The sequence below is a fragment of the Millionella massiliensis genome (assembly GCF_900104655.1).
In the GTDB taxonomy this organism is placed as follows: domain Bacteria; phylum Bacteroidota; class Bacteroidia; order Bacteroidales; family Rikenellaceae; genus Rikenella; species Rikenella massiliensis.
The window spans coordinates 1,872,646-1,892,803 of the sequence record NZ_FNWD01000002.1 but is presented as its reverse complement, the minus strand read 5'-3'; the positions used below and the strand labels follow the sequence as shown (position 1 = coordinate 1,892,803).

Annotated in this window: 15 protein-coding genes and 1 pseudogene; 3 read left to right on the top strand and 13 right to left on the bottom strand. The window is 58.4% G+C overall.

Going from position 1 to position 20,158, the window contains the following annotated elements; translation table 11 throughout:
- Nucleotides 1–32: 32 nt before the first annotated feature.
- The 9 genes from pepE to BQ5379_RS07270 all read right to left on the bottom strand — a co-directional run bounded on the left by pepE (nt 33) and on the right by BQ5379_RS07270 (nt 12,563).
- Nucleotides 33–749 (bottom strand): dipeptidase PepE, encoded by a 717-nt coding sequence (pepE, locus tag BQ5379_RS07310; RefSeq protein ID WP_071134826.1) that lies wholly within the window; start codon nt 747–749, stop codon nt 33–35.
- Between the two features lie 3 nt (nt 750–752).
- Entirely contained in the window at nt 753–1,628 is an 876-nt protein-coding gene (gene lgt / locus BQ5379_RS07305) for a prolipoprotein diacylglyceryl transferase (protein ID WP_143039415.1), read from the bottom strand.
- Nucleotides 1,629–1,913: 285 nt separating this feature from the next.
- Nucleotides 1,914–3,311, bottom strand: a complete 1,398-nt coding sequence (locus BQ5379_RS07300; protein ID WP_083377648.1) for a C10 family peptidase — start codon at nt 3,309–3,311, stop codon at nt 1,914–1,916.
- Between the two features lie 27 nt (nt 3,312–3,338).
- Nucleotides 3,339–3,992, bottom strand: a complete 654-nt coding sequence (locus BQ5379_RS07295; protein ID WP_143039414.1) for a PorT family protein — start codon at nt 3,990–3,992, stop codon at nt 3,339–3,341.
- A gap of 189 nt (nt 3,993–4,181) precedes the next feature.
- On the bottom strand, nt 4,182–4,832 hold the full coding sequence (locus BQ5379_RS07290) for a hypothetical protein (RefSeq protein ID WP_143039413.1): 651 nt from the start codon (nt 4,830–4,832) through the stop codon (nt 4,182–4,184).
- Nucleotides 4,833–5,240: 408 nt separating this feature from the next.
- Entirely contained in the window at nt 5,241–5,675 is a 435-nt protein-coding gene (locus tag BQ5379_RS07285) for a thioredoxin family protein (protein ID WP_071135587.1), read from the bottom strand.
- A gap of 151 nt (nt 5,676–5,826) precedes the next feature.
- Nucleotides 5,827–7,602 carry a chloride channel protein gene (locus BQ5379_RS07280; RefSeq protein ID WP_235846043.1) on the bottom strand — a complete coding sequence of 592 codons (1,776 nt, stop codon included), beginning with the start codon at nt 7,600–7,602 and terminating at the stop codon, nt 5,827–5,829.
- 180 nt (nt 7,603–7,782) lie between these two features.
- Nucleotides 7,783–10,167 carry a penicillin-binding protein 1A gene (locus BQ5379_RS07275; RefSeq protein ID WP_083377647.1) on the bottom strand — a complete coding sequence of 795 codons (2,385 nt, stop codon included), beginning with the start codon at nt 10,165–10,167 and terminating at the stop codon, nt 7,783–7,785.
- A gap of 671 nt (nt 10,168–10,838) precedes the next feature.
- Nucleotides 10,839–12,563, bottom strand: coding sequence for a menaquinone biosynthesis decarboxylase (locus BQ5379_RS07270; RefSeq protein ID WP_071134821.1), 1,725 nt, complete (start codon nt 12,561–12,563; stop codon nt 10,839–10,841).
- A gap of 67 nt (nt 12,564–12,630) precedes the next feature.
- Between BQ5379_RS07270 and cysS the strand changes: the two genes are divergently transcribed.
- The gene (gene cysS / locus BQ5379_RS07265; RefSeq protein ID WP_071135585.1) at nt 12,631–14,127 is read left to right on the top strand and encodes a cysteine--tRNA ligase; all 1,497 of its coding nucleotides are present in this window, start codon (nt 12,631–12,633) and stop codon (nt 14,125–14,127) included.
- A pseudogene (locus tag BQ5379_RS07260) lies at nt 14,128–15,189 on the top strand (branched-chain amino acid aminotransferase); the annotation flags it as partial. It abuts the gene before it with no gap.
- Nucleotides 15,190–15,375: 186 nt separating this feature from the next.
- Here BQ5379_RS07260 and proB read toward each other — a convergent pair.
- The 4 genes from proB to BQ5379_RS07240 all read right to left on the bottom strand — a co-directional run bounded on the left by proB (nt 15,376) and on the right by BQ5379_RS07240 (nt 18,872).
- The gene (gene proB, locus BQ5379_RS07255; protein ID WP_394332057.1) at nt 15,376–16,473 is read right to left on the bottom strand and encodes a glutamate 5-kinase; all 1,098 of its coding nucleotides are present in this window, start codon (nt 16,471–16,473) and stop codon (nt 15,376–15,378) included.
- 78 nt (nt 16,474–16,551) lie between these two features.
- Nucleotides 16,552–17,331: a UDP-2,3-diacylglucosamine diphosphatase gene (locus BQ5379_RS07250; protein ID WP_235846042.1), complete on the bottom strand. Its 780-nt coding sequence runs from the start codon at nt 17,329–17,331 to the stop codon at nt 16,552–16,554.
- 64 nt (nt 17,332–17,395) lie between these two features.
- On the bottom strand, nt 17,396–18,457 hold the full coding sequence (locus BQ5379_RS07245; protein WP_083377646.1) for a peroxiredoxin family protein: 1,062 nt from the start codon (nt 18,455–18,457) through the stop codon (nt 17,396–17,398).
- A 55-nt stretch (nt 18,458–18,512) separates the two neighbouring features.
- Complete coding sequence (locus BQ5379_RS07240; RefSeq protein ID WP_071134817.1) at nt 18,513–18,872, bottom strand: DMT family protein; 360 nt, start codon at nt 18,870–18,872, stop codon at nt 18,513–18,515.
- A 135-nt stretch (nt 18,873–19,007) separates the two neighbouring features.
- Between BQ5379_RS07240 and hemW the strand changes: the two genes are divergently transcribed.
- Complete coding sequence (gene hemW, locus BQ5379_RS07235; RefSeq protein ID WP_071134816.1) at nt 19,008–20,111, top strand: radical SAM family heme chaperone HemW; 1,104 nt, start codon at nt 19,008–19,010, stop codon at nt 20,109–20,111.
- Nucleotides 20,112–20,158: the final 47 nt, after the last annotated feature.

Sequence of the window (20,158 nt, the reverse complement as noted above, 5' to 3'; positions counted from 1 at the left end):
GAGCTCCACCTCCCCGCCCCGGGGAGAGCGGCTTAGAGCAGGAACGAGAGATCGTCGGCAGCAGTAAGTTCACGTGGAGCCTGACCGAAACGGAACAACCGCATCGGCCGTTTGCCGATGAGCGACAGTTTGCCGTCTTCAACCAGGAACATGCAGCCTTCGCGCAGACCGGCCACATTCATGCCCTGATTGGCGGCGATATACTCCTCGATGCGCATTTCGCGAGTTTCGCCCGCATGGCCGTCGGGATGAGCGTCCAGATAGTGGGGATTGATCTGGAACGGGATCAGGTTCAGCGCCTTGAACGACAGCGGTTCGACAATGGGCATATCGTTGGTCGTGCAGATGGTCGGACAGCTCATGTTCGAGCCGGCGCTCCAGCCGATATAGGGCACGCCCCGCTCGAGAACCGCCTCACGGATCGGTTCGTAGAGTCCGGCATCCTGCATCGATTTTGCCAGATGGAAGGTGTTGCCGCCCCCCACGACGATAGCCTGTGCCTGACGCACGGCTTCGGCCGGGTTGGCATAGCGGTGAACGGAATCGACCTTGACGCCGAATTCGGCAAAGCGTGCTGCCACCTTGGCCTGATAGTCATCGTAGCTGAAGGTCACGGCCGCATAGGGCACGAAAAGCACCGTATCGACCGGCTGCGCCGAAGCAGCGAGAAAATCGGCAATCTGCTGTTTCGGGTATTCGAGATAGGCCTCGCCGGCATTGGTCGAGTTGCTGATAAGGAGAAGTCGCATGGGTTATTTTCGATTTTTAGAGTTGGTTTTCGGAGCGTTTTCGGCCAGCGGCATGTTGGTATAGGGCTGGGCGGGACGACGCCACGCCCACCACAGAATCACCACGCCGGCCACAATGAACGGAAGGCTGAGGATCTGGCCCATGTTCAGCGCCATGTTCTGTTCCCAGACCTCCTGCGGCAGTTTGATCGACTCGATCACGAAACGCACGGCAAAGAGCAGGATCAGGAAAAGACCGAAGATCACCCCGCGTTTCTGCTGCGCCAGCTGGGTCCGCCAATAGAGGTGGGCCAGCAGCAGGAAGATCGCCAGATAGGCCACAGCCTCATAAATCTGGGTGGGGTGCATCGGGAGCGTTTCGCCGTTCTGGACAAAGATAAAGCCCCACGGCAGCGAGGTGGGATCGCCATAGATTTCGGAGTTCATCAGATTTCCGAGCCGCACCAGCGCACCTCCGATGGGCACCATGACGGCCACCCGATCGAGCACCCAGATATAGGGAAGCTTCCATTTGCGGACGAAGAGCCACAGACCGATCAGTAGTCCGACGGCAGCGCCATGGCTAGCCATACCCCCGCCGCGGATGTCGAGCAGTTTGATCCACGGGAAGTCGGACATGAAGGGATCGAGCAGATACTCCTGCGGTTCATAGAAAAGACAGTGTCCTAGCCGGGAACCGATGACGGTGGCCAGAACGCCATATAGAAAGCCGGAGTCAATGATACGCGGGTCGAGTCCTTCGCGTTTGACCATCCGGGTATAGATCCAGAGGGCAATCAACAGTGCAGCGGCCCACGAGATGCCGTACCAGGCTACCTCGAGCGAGCCAATCGAGAAGGCGATGGGATTGGGATCCCACACGATGGAGAGAGGGGTCATGATCAATTCGTACTAAGGGGGGGCACTTCGGCGTGCCCAATGGGACAAATGTAACCATTTTGTACGAAATGCCCGGCCTCCGGGCAAGGCTTCACCGGGAAATAGAGCCCGCCGGCAAGTGTGACGCACTGCCCCTCCCTACTCCATGGTTCAATTGCAACCCGACCGGTTTTTGAGAAAACATCCCGTTATCTTACACAAAAACGACAGACGACATGCAAGACTCAGAAGATAATCTCAGAATCAATCATCCAATAACATCGGAATAAAGTTCCCCAAACTAATTTATTTAGGTTTAATCCCGGTTATGACCTTCATGTTCTTTCTGTAATCGCTGGGATTCATTTCTCCCGGCTTTACATGAAGGCAATTATACGGTTCGAGCGAGGCATACCAGCCATCCTGCAATCCATCCCAGCCGAAATTATGATGGACATAGGAGCCTGACGAACTTTTTGCCGTGCCGCATTCTATTTCGCTGACCAACTGGTCGAACCAGTAGAACTGCATCCAATACGTAACATAGCGATGCTGATACAAGACCCCGTCAGCGACCCACGCATGGCCGTTACTCCCGCTTCCACTATCGCCACGAACATAGACGGGCCGGTTTTGTTTCACCTCGTTCAGGACCTTGCTGCCGTCATAATCGGAAAGCGGCGACCAGGCATAACCAAACGCATTGAAAGTGCGTCCCAAATCTTTCGCTCCATTTGCCTCACTGCCGCCGGGCCCATACAGCATGTCCAGGTATTGCGGCAGGCCCAAATCGACCATCAGGTATCCGACGCTGTACATCGCGTCCATGTGCCAGGAGTCATCCCGGTCGACAGCCATCAGGTCCCAAAGATAGGTATGACCGGTAGCCGCCATGTAATCCGGATGCTTGTGATAGGCCATGATCTGGGCGACGGCCGTGGCGACGCATCCTACCGGACAGCCCGGATGCGTATTGCGCAGCTCAAAATTATAAGGACTCCATTGTCCCCATCTCGTTTTCAGCAACGGACCATATTCGTACTCGATCTCATAATAGGGGTTCTTCTCCACGATTTCCACGCGATCGTAATTTTCAGGATAGTCGATCACGGGCGGAGGATCGACAGGCGCCCTTTGGGGCCGGTCGCTTTTCGAGGCCGACGCGCTCGCCAGAGCGAGCTTGTCCAAAAGAGCATTGTAAGTCGAATCGCCGCGCAGGGACTCCTTCGCGGCAATGGCCTGCGCGATATCCTCTTTCATTTGGGCCAACACGATGTCGAACCCGGGATTCTCACCCTCGACATAATCGCCGCGCTCGACGACACCCCATACGGGTTCGACACGGCTGTCGCCCGCTACGAGGACAAATCCGTTGCCGTCTCCACGGCTGACAACATAGATCGGAGCAGCATTCAGGTCGGCTCCCTTGGTCAGCGAGGATTCCACCGGAATGGAATCGCAAATACGCAAACGCGCTTCCGATTTGGTATCGGTTTGATTCGACATAAAGGCTTCAGCCAAGGCCAATACCTGATCCGATGCTCGGCGATGATTGTCCGAGAGCAGAGGCAATCGTTCCAACTCCGCTTCGGAAAGCCGGATGGCCGCGGGACGCGACGGGGGAGGCGCATTCACACCTGTTTCTTTTGAACAAGAAATGAGAAGCAATATTCCCAAACTATAGCAAACAGATTTTAGTTTCATAGTTGTTCGTGTTAAAAGTTTTTAAAATTAGAACCGGTATTTCAGGCCGATGGACAGGCCGATCCAGGCATGAGGCCAATGGCTGTCCCTACTAATTTTTTCCTGCCAGACCGGGTTGAAATGAAATTCGGGCTCGACAAACAACCCTTTGTAAAGCGTGATGTCCTTGGATATCTTCAACATCAGGCCATACCGATTCGAGTTATTATGCTCATAATGGGCTATACCCACTTTATCGACAAGAAGATCACAGCTAAACCCGGCACTCACATTGACGATCGGTGAATAGAACTTGTAGAGCACCGGAATGGAGAGATAACGCCAAGACGAAAACGGCATTGACACCTTCTCACCCGATTCATAAGCGTCGAAACCTTTCATGTTAAAATAATGGTAACGAAGTCCCGTCTCGATCCCGCTCCGACGAGTCAGCCGAGCCTCGAACGAAATCCCCGCGCCTGCGGAAAATTTGCCGTCGTAAGGATGAGGAAGCCCCATCATCCCGTGATCGGAAAGGCAAATTTGCCATTCCGGAACGAAATGCACCCCGACGATGTATTGCGGGCGGAACGAGGCATCTTCGGCCTTCGCCCGGTCGGCTGACTGCCGGGCCGACAAACTGCCGACAGTCAACGACAACAGGCAGCCAATCATAAGAAAACGATGAATGATACGTTTCATAATCCTGGTTTTAAGAGTGAAACATTCGTGAACGCATACCGTCTGTCAATATATTTCCAGCTCTCAAAAATTACAGACAAATCAATATTGTTCAGACAATAAATGATCTTGAAAGGAAATTGATGGATATATACCTGATATAAAAATGGTCTCAATTACCACATACTAAACTCTATCATCTTTTCGGAGTTAGAACCGGTATTTCAGGCCGATGGACAGGCCGATCCAAGCATGTTCCCAAACGCTAGACCAACTTCGTTTCTGCCAGACAGGATTGAAATGGAATTCAGGTTCGACAAACAACCCTTTGCAGAGCGTAATGTCCTTGGACACCTTAAACATCAAGCCGTATCGATTCAAATCATCAGGTTCCCCAAGAGTTGTACCGACTTTATCGACAAGGAGGTCGCAGCTAAACCCGGCACTCACATTGACGATCGGTGAATAGAACTTGTAGAGCACCGGAATGGAGAGGTAACGCCACGACGAAAACGGTATCGACGCTTTTCGACCCGATTCATAAGAATCGTAGCCTTCCATGTTAAAATAATGGTAACGAAGTCCCGTCTCAATCCCGCTCCGACGGGTCAGCCGCGCTTCGAACGAAATCCCAGCGCCTGCGGAAAATTTGCCGACGTAGGGATGAGGCGCACCTTCCACCAAGTGCTCGGAAAGGCAGATTTGCCATTCCGGAACGAAATGCACCCCGACGATGTATTGCGGGCGGAACGAGGCATCTTCGGCCTTCGCCCGGTCAGCTGGCTGCCGGGCCGACAAACTGCCTACGGTCAACGACAACAGGCAGCCAATCATAAGAAAACGATGAATGATACGTTTCATAATCCTGGTTTTAAGAGTGAAACATTCGTGAACGCATATCGTCTGTCGATATATTTTCCAACTGTCATTAATTACAAGTAAATCACTATTGTTCAGGCAATAAAATCTAAATCGAACACATAAACACCTGAAATAAGCCTACCTTCATCTTCACATTCAACAAAACTCGACCACCACACAGCTAATTTACAACAAATATACCACAAAACACATCAACATACTTAAATTATCCTATTTTTAATCCAACACAATCAATATCGGCCAGATATTATACACAACAAGCGGTATATTATTTCAGAACTCACCGGACAGCCGCATTGACCGCGCACCGCAACAAAGCGAGAGGTCCCGTTCGGAATCGACTATTCCGAACGGGACCTCTCTGACATTGCCGCAGGACGGGCAGCCCTATTTTTCTTCGATCTTGGCCATTTCGTCCTTCAGCCGCTGAACGAACTCTTCGGGCGTGCGGCTCGAACCCACCAGACGACCCAACTCCTTGCCTTCGGCATCCAGAATCAACATCGTCGGATAGCCTTTCACGGCATACTTCTTGGCCAGCTCGATCCCTTCGCCCTTCTCGGCATCGAACTTCGTGGAGACGAACGCCTCATTCATGTAGTCGCCTACGATCTGAGCCGGGAAAATCTTACTGGCCAGGTATTTGCACGGGCCGCACCACGTGGTGTAGATGTCCACGAAGATCGGTTTCTTGGCTTTCTTGGCCACCTTCTGCACATTCGCGAATGTATCTTCGGTGAATTTCACTCCGGCGTTTTCTTCGGCTACGGCCACTCCCGTAAACATCAGGGCCGCCAGGGCCATCATCAGCAGTTTTTTCATAATCGTTACGTGTATTTTGGTTTTGGTTTGTCGTTTGTATTGCAGCGCACCCCGGCCCAATTCCCCTCGCTCTACGCCGGACTACGGTTTTCCCTCACGGAATCGCTCCCCGCTCGCCACACACCTACACTCTCCCCCCGCAGGCGGGTGGTTACTCTTCGCTCATGTGGGTCAGCTGCTCGCGGTAGGCGGTCAGCAGCTTCGATTTCGAGATGAAGCCCAGGTAGTGGCTCTCTTCGTCCACCACGGGCAGGTTCCAGGCCCGCGTCTGCTCGAATTTCTCCATCACGCTGCGGATCGGCTCGTCGGGGTGGAGCCGCTCGGGCGCCTTGGACATGTACTGGGTCAACGGGGTTTCGTACTTGCCGCGGTCGAACATGTCGGTGCGGATGTCGTCCATCGTGATGACCCCCATCAGCACACCCCGTTCATTGACAACGGGAAAGACATTGCGTTTGGTATGCTCCACGGCGCGAATCACGTGGCGCAGACGGCCGTTGAGCGGCACCGTTTCGAAATCGTACTCGATCAGCGAACGGGTTTTGAGGAACTGCATCGCATTTTCGTCCTTGTTGTGGGTGAGCAGTTCGCCGCGCGCGGCCAGACGTTTCGTATAGATCGAATAGGGTTCGAAATAGTAGCTCACGGCGAACGAGATGGCCGATGCCAGCATCAGTGGTAGGAAGAGGGCGAATCCGCCCGTCAGTTCGGCCACCAGGAACATCGAGGTGATCGGGGCCTTCATCACACCGCCCATGACCGTGGCCATGCCGACCAGCGTGAAACTCGCCACGGGGAGGTGGGTCCCGAAGAAGTGGTTGCAGACGATGGCGAAGAGGTAGCCCAGAATGGCTCCGACGAAGAGCGACGGGGCGAAAGTCCCGCCCACGCCGCCCGACGCATTGGTCAGCGTCATGGCGACCACCTTGAAGACCAGAATCCCGGCCACGTAGAGCAGAATCATGCCGAACGCGTCGCGCCACTCGTAGAAGAGCGACTGGTCGAAGATAGCAGCCTGGCGCCCGGTCATCAGGTCGGTGATGATTTCGTAGCCTTCGCCGTAGAGAGGCGGGAAGACGAAGATCAAACCGCCCAAGACCAGACCGCCCAACAGCACACGGTAGCGCTGTTTTCGGATGCTTTTGACGCGCCCTTCGAGCTTCATGGAGGTGGTGGCGAAGAAGTAGGAGACGCACCCGCCGGCGATGCCGAGCAGCGCATAGAAGGGGATGTCGCGCAGCATGAAGGTAGGATCGACGCCGGCAAAGAAGGGCTGCATGTCGACCAGCAGGTAGGTGGTCGTGGCAGCGGTCACCGAGGCCAGAATCAGTGGCACGACGCTGGTGAAGGTCAGCTCGAGCATCAGCACCTCGATCACAAAGACAAAGCCGGCGATCGGGGCCTTGTAGACGGCGGCGATGGCGGCTCCCGCTCCGCACCCCAGCAGCAGGGTGATGTACTTGTAGTTCAGCCTCAGAAACTGCCCCACCGTGGAACCGATGGCGGCACCGGTCAGCACGATCGGCGCTTCGGCCCCGACCGATCCCCCGAAGCCGATGGTAGCCGAACTGGCCAACAGCGAGGTATAGCAGTTGTGGGGTTTGATGCGGGACTCCTTGCGGGAGATGGCGTAGAAGATGCGGGTCACCCCGTGCGAGATATCATCCTTGACCCAGTATTTGACGAATAGCACCGTCACGGCGATGCCGACCATCGGGTAGAGGAAGTAGAGGTAGTTGGCGGCTTCGATGTCGGCCCACGAGGTGAGGCCCTGTTTGATCAGGTGGATACATCCGCGCAGGAGGTGTCCGGCCACGCCGGCGGCGATCCCGACGATCACGGCCAGCACCAGGATGAGCTGCCGTTCGGAGAGGCGGTTGGTGACTTTCGTACACCAACGGTATAGCATGTCTAAGGTTGCTTTCAAGGTCGGAAAAGGATTGGTTCTGTAGACCGATTCGGGGACTAAGATAGTGAATTTTCGGACTGCCGCGTGTCGAAACGCGCGGGGACGGTCTGTCTCGCGTCTCAACCGCCCCCCGTCCCAACGAAAAACTCCGGCCGAGCGGGGGCTCTTGCCGGAGTTTCGTATCGTTGCTTAGGGCTGTTACTGGAAGAATTCATCGCCTCCGCCGCCGGTGGCTCCCGTGGCGGCCGAGGGGATGGTCTGCTGCGGGTCGCAGTCGTACTTGACTACGCCGATCGGCTCCATGAATTTATCGTCCATACTGATGCCCAGCGATTTGTCGGCATAGACTTTGGTCATGAAGCGGCCGAAAATGGGCAGCGCGATGCGCGAACCGTCGGCCCCGCTCAACAGGTGGATCGAGGGATCCTCGCCGCCGACCCACGTACCGGCCACCACCTGCGGGGTGACGCCCATAAACCAGGCGTCGGCGTTGTTGTTCGTCGTACCGGTCTTCCCGCCGATATCACCGCTGAAGTTGAACTGGTAGCGGAGACGCCCGGCGGTTCCGGCGGTCACGACCCGTTTGAGCATGTCGAGCATCGTGTAGGCGGTCTGCTCGCTGATCGCGTCGTGGGTCTGGGGCGAGAAGGAGGCCAGCACGTTACCCTGTTTGTCTTCGATGCGGGTCACGAAGAAGGGCTCGGTGTGGACGCCACGGTTGGCGAAGGTACTGAAGGCTCCGGCCATTTCGAAGACCGATACCTGGGGCGTACCCACGCACAGCGCATAGACGGGGTCGATATAGCTGCCGATCCCGATCTTGTGGATCATATCGGCCACGGCCTGCGGCTGGGCCTGTTTCATGATCCAGGCCGAGTAGTTGTTGCGGCTGTTGGCCAGCCCCCAGTAGAGGGGGTGGAGTTCACCCTCCTGCGCCACATTCGACGCCTCTTTGGGCGACCAGGGTCCCTGGGCCGTTTCGATCGTCACGGGCGAGTTGGGCACCAGCGTGCAGGGGTTGTAGCCCAGCATGTCGAAGGCGAAGGTATAGATGAAGGGTTTGATGGTGGAGCCGACCTGACGTTTGGCCTGCCGGACCATATCGTACTTGAAGTTGCGGAAGTTGACGCCGCCGACGTAGGCCGTCACGTAGCCGGTCGAGGGGTCCATGGCCATGAAGCCGGCCCGCAGAAAGGCTTTCATGTGGAGGATCGAGTCGCGGGGCGAGAGCACCGTATCGCGCTCGCCGGCATAGGTGAAGACGCTCATCGGAACGGGCTTCTCGAACTCGGCGAGGATCCGCTCCTCGCCCACTCCGGCGCGTTTCATGGCAATCCCGCGGTCGCTCTGGAGAATCGAACGGCGGATGATCTTCTCCTGTTCGCTTTTGTCGATCCGGTAGAAGATGGTCTTGGTATTCTTCCGCTGCCGGTCGAACATCGGCTGAACGGTCTGCGACATATGCTCTTCGACGGCCTCCTCGGCATACTGCTGCATCCGGGAGTTAATCGTGGTATAGATCTTCAGACCGTCTTTATAGAGGTTATAGGGGGTTCCGTCGGCCTTGGTGTTCTTGTTGCACCAGCCGTAGAGGGGGTCGTTCTGCCAACGTTTCATCTCCTGCTCGTAGTCCCAGTCGGTCAGGAACTGTTTGCGCTGGGGTTCCTCGGCGGTCATGTACTGGCGGAGCATCTCACGGAAATAGGTCCCGGTCCCGGCGTTGTGCGACACGGGATGATAGTCGAGCTTAATGGGCCGTGCCGAGAGCTCCTTGACTTCGGCCCGCGTAAGGAAACCGGCGCTCCCCATACGCTCGATCACGGTATTGCGACGTTTAAGGGCCCGCTCGGGATTACGCTTGGGGCTGTAGCGCGTCGGTGCGTTGACCACGCCGACCAGCATGGCGGCCTCTTCGGGAGCCAGCTCGGCAGGGGTCTTGTTGAAGAAGGTGGCGGCGGCCGATTTGATACCGTAGGCGTTCGATCCGTAGGCTACGGTATTGAGGTACATGGCCACGATCTCCTCTTTGGTGTAGTTGTGTTCGAGCATCACGGCGGTGATCCACTCCTTGAGCTTGGCGATCACAAGTTTACCGGCTTTGGCCAGTCCGGAACTGTTGGTGGTGTCGCGGGGATAGAGGTTCTTGGCCAGCTGCTGGCTGATGGTCGAACCACCGCCCTGTCCGCGGTCGCCGAGCAGCACGGTTTTGACACCCACACGGGCCAACCCGAGGAAGTCGATCCCGGAGTGGGAGTAGAACCGGACGTCTTCCGTAGCAACGAGGGCTGCCACCAGGTTGGGCGACAGATCGCCGTAATCGACATACGACCGGTTTTCGACAAAGAAGTTCCCGATGTTCCGTCCGTCGGCCGAAATCACCTCCGTGGCAAGGTTGCTGCGGGGGTTTTCGAGTTCTTCGAAGGTGGGGAGCTTACCAAAAGCACCGAGGCCGATCAGCAACAGCAAAATGCCGAGGACAGCAGGCGGAGCGATCAGTATGGTCCAGAATACGATGGTGATGCGCCGATGGTGTGCGGGATCGGCAATGTAGTTCCGTATTTTTGCGAAGGTCTTGTTGGCCATGCGTTTACGTTTTTCTAGTCGCGACAAAGGTACGACTTTTTACTCGGTTTATTATTCTGTGTTTCTTTGGGTTGGGGTTTTCGGGGATGATGAGCGAATTTCGACGGAGGAGACAGGGATACCTCTGTCCGAGAGACGCTGTTATAATGTAACGTGATTGGGAGCGAGGTAGTATGTTAGAAAGCAGGAATAGAGGGAATTACCGCACATGCAGCCGTTTATTCATCAGAATGGCATTACCCACAACGCCGTTATGTGTTGGTTTTCGATTCGACCGTTATTCGAGACAATACTATTCTGACGGGGTGGCCGAAGCCACCGCCCGCCCGGCGTGAGGGCAGTTCCGTACTGTTTCTCTATGCGTTGTATCATAAAGCACGCGAAACGCGATAAAGAAAGAAACGAATGATTCGCGCCACAGAGCGAATCGTTCGGTTCTCTTTGAGCGGGCTTTTGTTTAAAACCACAACCGTTCTTCGACTGCGCTGCCGCGCGGGCCCCGCGTGCTCGCGGTGGAGCGAGCGATACTGCGTATCGCTTGTAGCATTAGGAACCACTCTGTCGGGGTGCCCGAAGGCACCGTGCTCGCGGCGAAGCGGCGATGTCGCATCGCTTGTTTCGTCTTTGCTGCGGGAGATGCTCGCAATGAAACAAAAAACGCCCTATCTCATTCAGAGTTTCGCGGCGTCGCTCCGAACCAACGGCAAGTATCGACGCGAAGGCGACGGTATCAACGGTTCGCCAATCCCATACTCCGCCCACCGTCGATCGACCGCATCAATCACCTCGGCCGACATCGTCACCACATTGGGCCAACCACGCTCAACCGCCGAAGGTTTGAATCGTGCATCAAGACGCAACACCCCCTCCGGCGTAACCGTCACGTCACGTGCCGGGTCGGTATTCCCGGCCGCAAGCCAAACCCGCTCGTCGAACGTCAACTCGGTCCCCTGCACAAATTCGTCCCACACAATTTCGACCGGAATCCGCTCCCGACGGAGACGTTCGCCCCCCTCTTCCGGCAACTTGCGTGTCAAGTCCAGGCATAATTTCCCGCCGAAACCGGTCTGCGGGGCCGAATGGTCAAGCACGTCGAGCACCCCCCGCGAAAAAAGCGCATCCTGCGCCGGATCGAAACAGTGAAGCCGTTCACGGATCACTTTCAGATAGTCGTTACCGGTACACCCTTCGGCATCTTCGGCCGAAAGGACAATCAGAAACTTATTGAAACTCATCTGCCCGGCGCCCCACAGGGCATTGGCCACCTTCAGCGCCTGGCCGGGATAGCTTTTGCGGATGACGCACACCGCAATGTTGTGAGCCACCCCCGCCGGCGGCATCCAAAGGTCGACCACTTCGGGAGCGACAGCCAACCGGATCGGAGCCAGAAAGATACGTTCTGTAGCCAGCTGGATATAGGCATCCTCCATGGGCGGCACCCCGACCAGCGTGGCCGGCCAGATCGCACCACGCCGATGCGTGATGCAGGTGACGTGGAAACGGGGATAGAGATCCTTAAGCGAATAGAAACCCGTATGGTCGCCGAAATCGCCCTCGATCACCTTCGGTTCCGCCGGATCGACATACCCTTCGATGACAAAGTCGCAGTCGGCCGGCACACGCAGATCGTTGGTCAGGCATTTGACCAGCTCCATAGGCCGCCGCCGCAGAAAACCGGCCAGCAGGTACTCGTCCAACCCATCGGGCAGCGGAGCCGTCGCCGAATAGGTGTAGACCGGATCGCCGCCCAGACAAACCGTGACCGGCATCCGCTCGCCGCACTGACGATACTGCTCGTAATGACGTTCGCCGGTTTTATGGCGGTGCCAGTGCATACCGGTGGTGCGGCCGTCAAAGATCTGCATCCGATACATCCCGACGTTGCGCACCCCCGTTTCGGGGTCGACGGTGTGCACCAGCGGCAGCGTCACGAAGCGTCCGCCGTCGTGGGGCCAGCACCTGAGCACCGGCAGACGGCCGAGGTCAACCCCGTCGCCCTGCATCACCACCTGCTGACACTCGCCGCGCCGCGAAACCTCACGCGGCAGCCACGCGGCGACCTCCTTGAGCAGCGGCAGCATGCGGAGCTTCTCGACCCAACTCTTTTTAGGCCGCACGGCCTCCGCAAAGAGCGCATCGATCCGCTCGCCCACCTCGGCGAGTCGCTCCACGCCGAGCGCCATGCAGATGCGCCGCTCGGATCCCATCATGTTGGTCAGCACGGGAAATCCCGTCCCCGTATTTTCGAACAACAGCGCCCGACCTCCGCCCGGCAGTTTGGCCTGCCGGTCGGTCAGTTCAGCGATCTCCAGTTCGGGATCAACCGGCGCAGAAATGCGTATAAGCTGGCCCGCCCGCTCCAGTGCGGCCACATATTCGGCTAAATTTCTATACATAAACGGTACATGAATGGCTCAAAATTAATAATTTTGCAAAATGCACTCTATGCAAACGAGCAAGAATATGGCCAAACCGATCTATCTGTACAATACACTGACCCGCCGCAAGGAAGAGTTCCAACCGCTGCACGCCCCCGCCGTGGGGATGTACGTGTGCGGTCCGACGGTCTACGGCGACCCGCACCTGGGCCACGTACGCCCGGCTGTCACCTTCGACCTGCTGTTCCGCCTGCTGCGCCACGAAGGATACAAAGTGCGCTACGTGCGGAACATCACCGACGTGGGACACCTCGAAAACGACGCGGACAGCGGCGAAGACAAAATTGCCAAAAAGGCGCGGCTTGAGCAACTCGAACCGATGGAGATCGCCCAACACTACACCAACCGCTACCACGAATTCATGGACCGGCTGGGCGTGTTGCGCCCCTCGATCGAGCCGCACGCCTCGGGCCACATCATCGAACAGATCCAGATGACCCAGGCGATCCTCGACGCAGGCTACGCCTATGTCAGCAACGGATCGGTCTACTTCGACGTCCGCAAATACGTGGCCGACGGCCACAACTACGGCATTCTGTCGGGCCGCAACCTCGACGAGATGCAGTCGGGCGGCCGTTCGGACGACTACGAAGGCGAAAAACGCTTCGCGGCCGACTTCGCCCTCTGGAAAAAAGCTGCCCCGGAACACATCATGCGCTGGCCCTCGCCCTGGAGCGACGGATTCCCCGGCTGGCACCTGGAGTGCTCGGCCATGAGCGCCAAATACCTCGGCGAAACCTTCGACATTCACGGCGGCGGCATGGACCTGATGTTCCCCCACCACGAATGCGAAATCGCCCAATCCACCGCCGCACAAGGCCACGCCTCGGCCCGCTACTGGGTACACAACAACATGGTGACCATCGGCGGACAGAAGATGGGCAAATCGCTCGGCAACTTCATCACCCTCGAACAATTCTTCACCGGCGACCACCCGCTGCTCAGCCAGCCCTACGCGCCGATGGTGATCCGTTTCTTCATCCTGCAGGCCCACTACCGCTCGACCCTCGACTTCAGCGACGAAGCGCTGCAAGCCGCCGAAAAGGGACTCGAACGCCTCGTCCGCGCATGGAACCTGCTCCACTCCGGCAAGATCAAAGCCGCAGCCGCCACCACCATCCCCAGCCCCGCCACGCTGCTGGACGAGTGTGAAGAGGCGCTGTGCGACGATCTGAACAGCCCCGTGGCCATCGCCCGCCTCTTCGACTGGGTGCGCCACGTCAACGCGCTCAACGACGGCACGCTGACCGCCACGGCCGAAGAACTGGCGACCCTCACCACCGCCTTCGACACCGTCCTGGGTTCGCTGCTCGGTCTGTCATCCGCAGCCGACGCCGCCGTAGTGCCCGCCACCTCGGAAAACGACCGGCTGGGCGGCGTGATCGACATGATCCTCGAAGTGCGCCAAAAGGCCAAAGCCGCCAAAGACTGGGCCACCTCGGACCTGATCCGCGACCGGCTCACCGCCCTCGGCATCCGCGTGAAAGACCGCAAGGACGGAGCCGACTGGGAACTCGAATAATTAACAAACAACACACCATACACGATGAAACCTGAAGACATAGACTGGAACCACCTCAAGTTCGGTTACACCCGGACCCCAATGAACGTGCGCTGCTACTGGCGCGACGGAGCCTGGGGCCCGATCGAAGAGCACACCGAAGAGACCGTGACCATGCACATGGCCGCCACCGCCTTCCACTACGGCCAGACCGCCTTCGAAGGTCTCAAAGCCTTCCGCTGCAAAGACGGCAAAGTGCGCATCTTCCGCATGGAAGAGAACGCCAAACGGCTGCAAAGTTCCGCCGCCTACCTGCAGATGGCCGTCCCCAGCGTCGAACTCTTCTGCGAGATGGTCACCAAAGTCGTGACCGACAACAAGGAATACATCCCCGCCTACGAAACCGGCGGTTCGCTCTATATCCGTCCCGTACTGGTCGGATCGGGTCCCCAGCTCGGCGTGAAACCCGCCGACGAAACCCTGCTGCTGATCTTCGTCAGCCCCGTGGGCCCCTACTATAGCGGCGGCATGAAGGGGATCAACGCCATCATCGACCGCACCCATGACCGTGCGGCACCGTTCGGCACCGGCCACATCAAAGCCGGCGGCAACTATGGCGCCAGCCTCACCTCGGCCCTCGAAGGACACGAAAAGGGCTACGACAGCGTCCTCTACCTCGATCCCGCCGAACACCGCTACATCGACGAATGCGGCGCCGCCAACTTCTTCGGCATCCGCACCGACGCCAACGGCAAGGCCCACTACATCACCCCCGACTCGCGGTCGATCCTGCCCTCGATCACCAACAAGAGCCTGAAACAGCTCGCCGCAGACTTCGGCATGGAGGTCGAAGCCCGTCACGTCGAGTTCGACGAGCTCAACACCTTCGAAGAGGCCGGCTGCTGCGGTACCGCCGCCGTCATCACCCCCGTATCGACCATCTTCGACCCGGCCGACGGCAAGAGCTACAACTACGGCGAAGGGGTCGGTCCGTGGAGCAAGAAACTGTACGACGAACTCGTCGGCATCCAGCACGGCACCATCGAAGACCGTTACGGCTGGAACACTGTCCTCGATCTCTAGTCGCGCGACACGCAAAGAGAGGCTAAATCGCCCTCGAATCACACAGGGAGACCCAACCCTCCCGCCGGGGAAAATCCTCAAGCATTGACCCGGAAAAAGAACAGCAAGGGCCGATTCCAAACATCATGGAACCGGCCCCTGCCGTTTATATCACATCACGCAGATCTACATACCGAGATACCGCGGCTATAAATCCAGATACATATAGTCGTAATGGACAACCGGCCGGCCACCGTGCGTACCCGCCAGAGCCGCCACCGCCTCGTTGTCGCCCGTCACCAGCCCCACACCGATCTGACGTCCGTCCGGGGCCACCAGACGCACAATATCCCCCTCGTCAAAGACCCCTTCGACCGACACCACACCCACCGGCAGCAGGCTCGTTGCCGCCGGACCGAGCAGCGCCCGCACTGCACCTTCGTTCAGGTGCAGCACCCCTTTGGCAAAACTTTCGGAGTGGGCGATCCACCGTTTGACGCTCGACGGCGACTTGGCGCTCGGCACGAAACGGGTGCAGACCACCGCCTCGCGTTCGGCCTCCGACCCCAGCAGCAGCGACTCCAGGATATCGTCCCGTTTGCCGTTGGCAATTACCACTTCGACCCCCTCCGAGGCTACCTTGCGGGCAATGTTGCTCTTGGTGAGCATCCCGCCGCGGCCGAACTGCGACTTGCCGCTCTGGATATACTGTTCGAGCGACGTTTGCGGCTCCACGCGACGGATTACCGCCGCACCGGGAGTCGACGGGTTGCCGTCGTAGATACCGTCGATGTTGCTGAGGATCACCAGCGCGTCGGCATCCATCATGGTGGCGATCAGTCCCGAGAGTTCATCGTTGTCGGTGAACATCAGCTCGGTGATCGAAACGGCGTCATTCTCGTTGATAATCGGCACCACACCGGCTGCCAGCATCGTCGCGATACAGTTTTTCTGGTTCAGGTAGAGGTTCCGGCTGCCGAAGTTGTCCTTGGTGGTCAGCACCTGCCCGCAGGCAATGCCGTAGCCGCGAAACAGGTCGTAGTAGCGGTTGATGAGTTTGGCCTGTCCGACAGCCGAATAGAGCTGCCGCGACGACACGTCGTCGAGTTTGAGCCCCGTACCGAGTTCGCTGCGTCCCGAGGCCACGGCCCCCGACGAGATCAGAATCACCTCGACACCGGCCCGACGCAGGGCCACCATCTGATCGACCAGCGACGACATGCGGGTCACGTCCAGCGTTCCGTCGCTGCGGGTCAGCACGTTGCTGCCCACCTTGACAGCCACTCTTCGATAATTTTCCATCAGTTTCGTCTTGTTGGATTTCGAGCCAGCAGCGCGCGCTCCCCCATGCGGTTTCGGCACGCGTCGGCCCGTCTAACAGGTTCAATATTCAATCAGCTCGAGCGTTCCGGTCGCATCGAGACGGCCGTACACCGGATGCTCGATCCATTCGCCCAGCACCACCACGCTGCTCCGGTCGCTCAACCGATGGCAGACCGGCGTATGGATGTGGCCGCAGACGACATAAGCGGTTTCGGGATGGTCGGCGACATAGGTGCGGGCAAAACGAACGACCGGCTCCTCTTCGCCGCGGAAACGGTGCGCCACGCCCTCTTTCCGACCGTGCCGGTTGTGGGAGGACCACCAGTGGCCGAAACGCATCATCACGTTGGGATGCAGCACGGCCGAGAAGAAGCGGCGCAGGAAACGGCTGTGGAAGATCCGCCGCAACAGGGCGTATTTCCAGTCGCCGATCTTGCCGAGGCCGTCGCCGTGGGCGATCAGCAGCCGACGCCCGCAGAGGTCGAAAACGGTCGGTTCGAGATGGACGGTCATTCCGATCTCATGGGCGAAATAGTCGCCCACCCAGAGGTCGTGGTTCCCGACAAAAAAGTGAACGGGGATACCGCTGTCGCAAAACTCGGCCAGTTTGCCAAGCGTGCGAACGAACCCTTTGGGGATCACCCGCCGGTATTCGAACCAAAAATCAAATATATCGCCCACCAGAAAAAGCCCCTCGCAATCGTCACGAATCGCGTCGAGCCAGGCAACGAAACGCTCCTCCCGTTCGCGGGGGTCGGCGCCGTTATAACTGAGGCCCAGGTGTATGTCCGATGCGAAATAGTATGCCATAGCGGTGGTGTCCGGAGCCTTTGCAGCCATCCGGAAGAGTTTTTCGGGGGGCTTTATGAAATCGGGAGAGAGGAGGCGTGGAGTTGCGGCCGGCCTAAAGCAGTTCGCTCACGGCAGCCTCCATTTCGGCCGAGGAGACGTTGCGACGAACGATATTTCCTTCGCGGTCGATCAGGAAGTTGGCCGGGATCCGCTGCACGTTGTAGAGCCGGACGGCGGGCGATTCGCCTCCGAGCTGGTCACTGACCGAGATCCACGGCAGACGCTGTTCCGACACGCTGCGGATCCACTGCGCCTTGTCGGTATCGAGCGACACCTGGTAGACCTCGAATCCCTGGGCGGCGTGACGGTCATAGACTTCGACCAGTTCGCGGTTCAGGATCTTCAGTTCGGGGAGGTTGGAGGCCGTGAACGACAGCAGGATCACCTTCCCTTTGAGGTCGGAGAGTTTCTGCCGTTTGCCGAGCACGTCGGGCAGTTCGATCTCCGGGAAATCGACCACGTTGTCCATCCCTTCGGAGAGCAGCCGGGCCGCTTCGGCGGCATTGGCAAAGCCCTGCATGTCGGCAGCCAGCGCCTGGGCATAGGGCGAATCGGGATAACGGGCATTCAGCGAATCGCTGACGATACCGAAATAGACCACATCGCTCGCATCGTCGGTAAAGACAAAGGTTCCGTCAGCGGCCAGGTGGTAGAGCGGCACGATGGAGGCCATCGAACCGGCATGCTGGCTAATGAACTGCGCAGCGGCCTGTTTGCGGGCGATCGGGTCAGCCTGGGCCAGAATGGCGTTGGCCTCCTGTACGAGCACCGATCCTTCGGAACCGGTCACGGTATATTCGCTGGCAGTGCTGTCGGCGATGCGGACAACGATCTTTTCAGGCACTTCGGCCAGCAGGGGTACACTGCCGCCCCCGGCAATGCGAAGCGTATAGAACTCGGGGACATCGGCTTGTTGTTTGACAAAGAGGCTGAAATTGCCCTGCCGCCCGATGCGGAGCGAATCGACAAAGCGGCTGCCGGTGGGCGTCACGCGTTCGACGACGAGGGTTTTCCCGCTCCCGCCGACGGCAACGTTCCCGCGGATATTCACGCCGCTCTCGGAGCAGCCGGCCAGCAACAGGGTGGCCCCCAGAAGTGTAGCTATATGTTTCATGTATGAAGTTTTGAATGATGTCAGATTACAAATATAACTTTTTCCGTCGGGTTCGCTATTTCTTGAACATAAAATAGACCGCCAGCACCAGGAAGGTGGCCCCGATCAGGTGGTTGACCCGGAGGGTTTCGGTCTTGAAGAAGAGGGTCGTGAAAACGGCGAAGACCAGCAGCGTAACGACCTCCTGAATCACCTTGAGCTGCAGCAGGCTGAAGGGTCCGCCGGTTCCCTCGTATCCGAGGCGGTTGGCCGGAATCATGAAACTGTACTCCAGCAGAGCGATGCTCCAGCTGACCAGAATGATCCCCCACAGGGGCAGACTTTGGAAAAACTTGAATCGCAACTGCCCATACCAGGCCAGGGTCATGAACGAGTTGGAGACAATCAGAAGCAGAATGGCGTATATCCCTTTCATTTTTAATATCTTTATCCGCCCGGCCGGCATCGGTCGGTCGTTCTCGGGCGAGCCGCAACCGAAAGAACACGGTCGAAAGAACGTGACTGCCAGAACGCGCGAGCGGGCGATTTGCGGCACAAAAATAGGCAATTTATGTCCGGAATATACATACACATACCCTATTGTCGCCAGATCTGCCGATATTGCGACTTTCACCACAGCGCCTCGCTCCGCGACAAGGCGGAGATGCTGCGTGCCATCGGCTCGGAGCTGCGGTCCCGGCGACAGGAGATCGCCCCGGGCAGCGTGCGCACCCTCTATTTCGGCGGCGGCACCCCGTCGGTCTGCACCCCGGAGGAGATCCGACAGCTGGTGGATGAGGTCAGGGAGCTGTGGGACGTGGAGCGCTTCGACGAGGCGACCCTCGAGGCCAACCCCGATGACCTGACCCCGGCCTGGCTCGACACTCTGCGCCGCGAGAGCGGCATCGACCGCCTCAGCATCGGCATCCAGTCCTTCCGCGACGACCACCTGCAACGCATGAACCGACGCCATACAGCCCAGGACGCCATCGACGCCGTCCGCAACGCCCGCCGGGCCGGATTCGACAACATCACGATCGACCTGATCTACGGGCTGCCGTGGATGAGCCCCGATGAGTGGCAGCACAACCTCGACCGCGCCGTGGAGCTGGAGGTGCAGCACATTTCGGCCTACCACCTGACCATTGAACCCCGAACCGTCTTCGGCAAACAGGGGCTGCGGCCCGTGGACGAAGAGACCTCCGAACTCCACTTCCGGATGCTGCGCGAGACGCTGACACGGGCCGGATTCGAACATTACGAGGTCTCGAACTTCGCACGCCCCGGCTTCCGCGCCCGCCACAACTCCGCATACTGGCGCGGCGAACCCTACCTCGGTGCCGGCCCGTCGGCCCACTCCTACGACGGGGAGCGGCAGCGGTCGTGGAACGTGTCGAGCAACAGGCTCTACCTGTCGGGAGCGCCCCGCGAGACGGAGCTCCTCACGATGACCGACCTGCTGAACGAATACCTCATGACCCGGCTGCGCACGGTCGATGGGATCGACCTCGGAACCATCCGGGAGCGGTTCGGACCGGACGAGGCCCGACGGATCGCGGCCCGCTGCGAACGTTTCGCCGCATCGGGCGAGATGCAGCCCACCGACCGGGGCTTTGCCATCCCGCCGGCCCATTTTCTGGTGTCGGATTACGTGATTTCCGAACTATTCGCCTGATCTGTTCGTCGGGCATACCGCCCGATTTCCGTCCACCCAGGCCCCAC

Excerpts from the sequence above, each read along its gene's own strand:
- pepE (WP_071134826.1), bottom strand. The coding sequence starts at position 749 with ATGCGACTTCTCCTTATCAGCAACTCGACCAATGCCGGCGAGGCCTAT.
- lgt (WP_143039415.1), bottom strand. The coding sequence starts at position 1,628 with ATGACCCCTCTCTCCATCGTGTGGGATCCCAATCCCATCGCCTTCTCG.
- BQ5379_RS07300 (WP_083377648.1), bottom strand. The coding sequence starts at position 3,311 with ATGAAACTAAAATCTGTTTGCTATAGTTTGGGAATATTGCTTCTCATT.
- BQ5379_RS07295 (WP_143039414.1), bottom strand. The coding sequence starts at position 3,992 with ATGAAACGTATCATTCATCGTTTTCTTATGATTGGCTGCCTGTTGTCG.
- BQ5379_RS07290 (WP_143039413.1), bottom strand. The coding sequence starts at position 4,832 with ATGAAACGTATCATTCATCGTTTTCTTATGATTGGCTGCCTGTTGTCG.
- BQ5379_RS07285 (WP_071135587.1), bottom strand. The coding sequence starts at position 5,675 with ATGAAAAAACTGCTGATGATGGCCCTGGCGGCCCTGATGTTTACGGGA.
- BQ5379_RS07275 (WP_083377647.1), bottom strand. The coding sequence starts at position 10,167 with ATGGCCAACAAGACCTTCGCAAAAATACGGAACTACATTGCCGATCCC.
- BQ5379_RS07270 (WP_071134821.1), bottom strand. The coding sequence starts at position 12,563 with ATGTATAGAAATTTAGCCGAATATGTGGCCGCACTGGAGCGGGCGGGC.
- cysS (WP_071135585.1), top strand. The coding sequence starts at position 12,631 with ATGGCCAAACCGATCTATCTGTACAATACACTGACCCGCCGCAAGGAA.
- BQ5379_RS07250 (WP_235846042.1), bottom strand. The coding sequence starts at position 17,331 with ATGGCTGCAAAGGCTCCGGACACCACCGCTATGGCATACTATTTCGCA.
- BQ5379_RS07245 (WP_083377646.1), bottom strand. The coding sequence starts at position 18,457 with ATGAAACATATAGCTACACTTCTGGGGGCCACCCTGTTGCTGGCCGGC.
- BQ5379_RS07240 (WP_071134817.1), bottom strand. The coding sequence starts at position 18,872 with ATGAAAGGGATATACGCCATTCTGCTTCTGATTGTCTCCAACTCGTTC.
- hemW (WP_071134816.1), top strand. The coding sequence starts at position 19,008 with ATGTCCGGAATATACATACACATACCCTATTGTCGCCAGATCTGCCGA.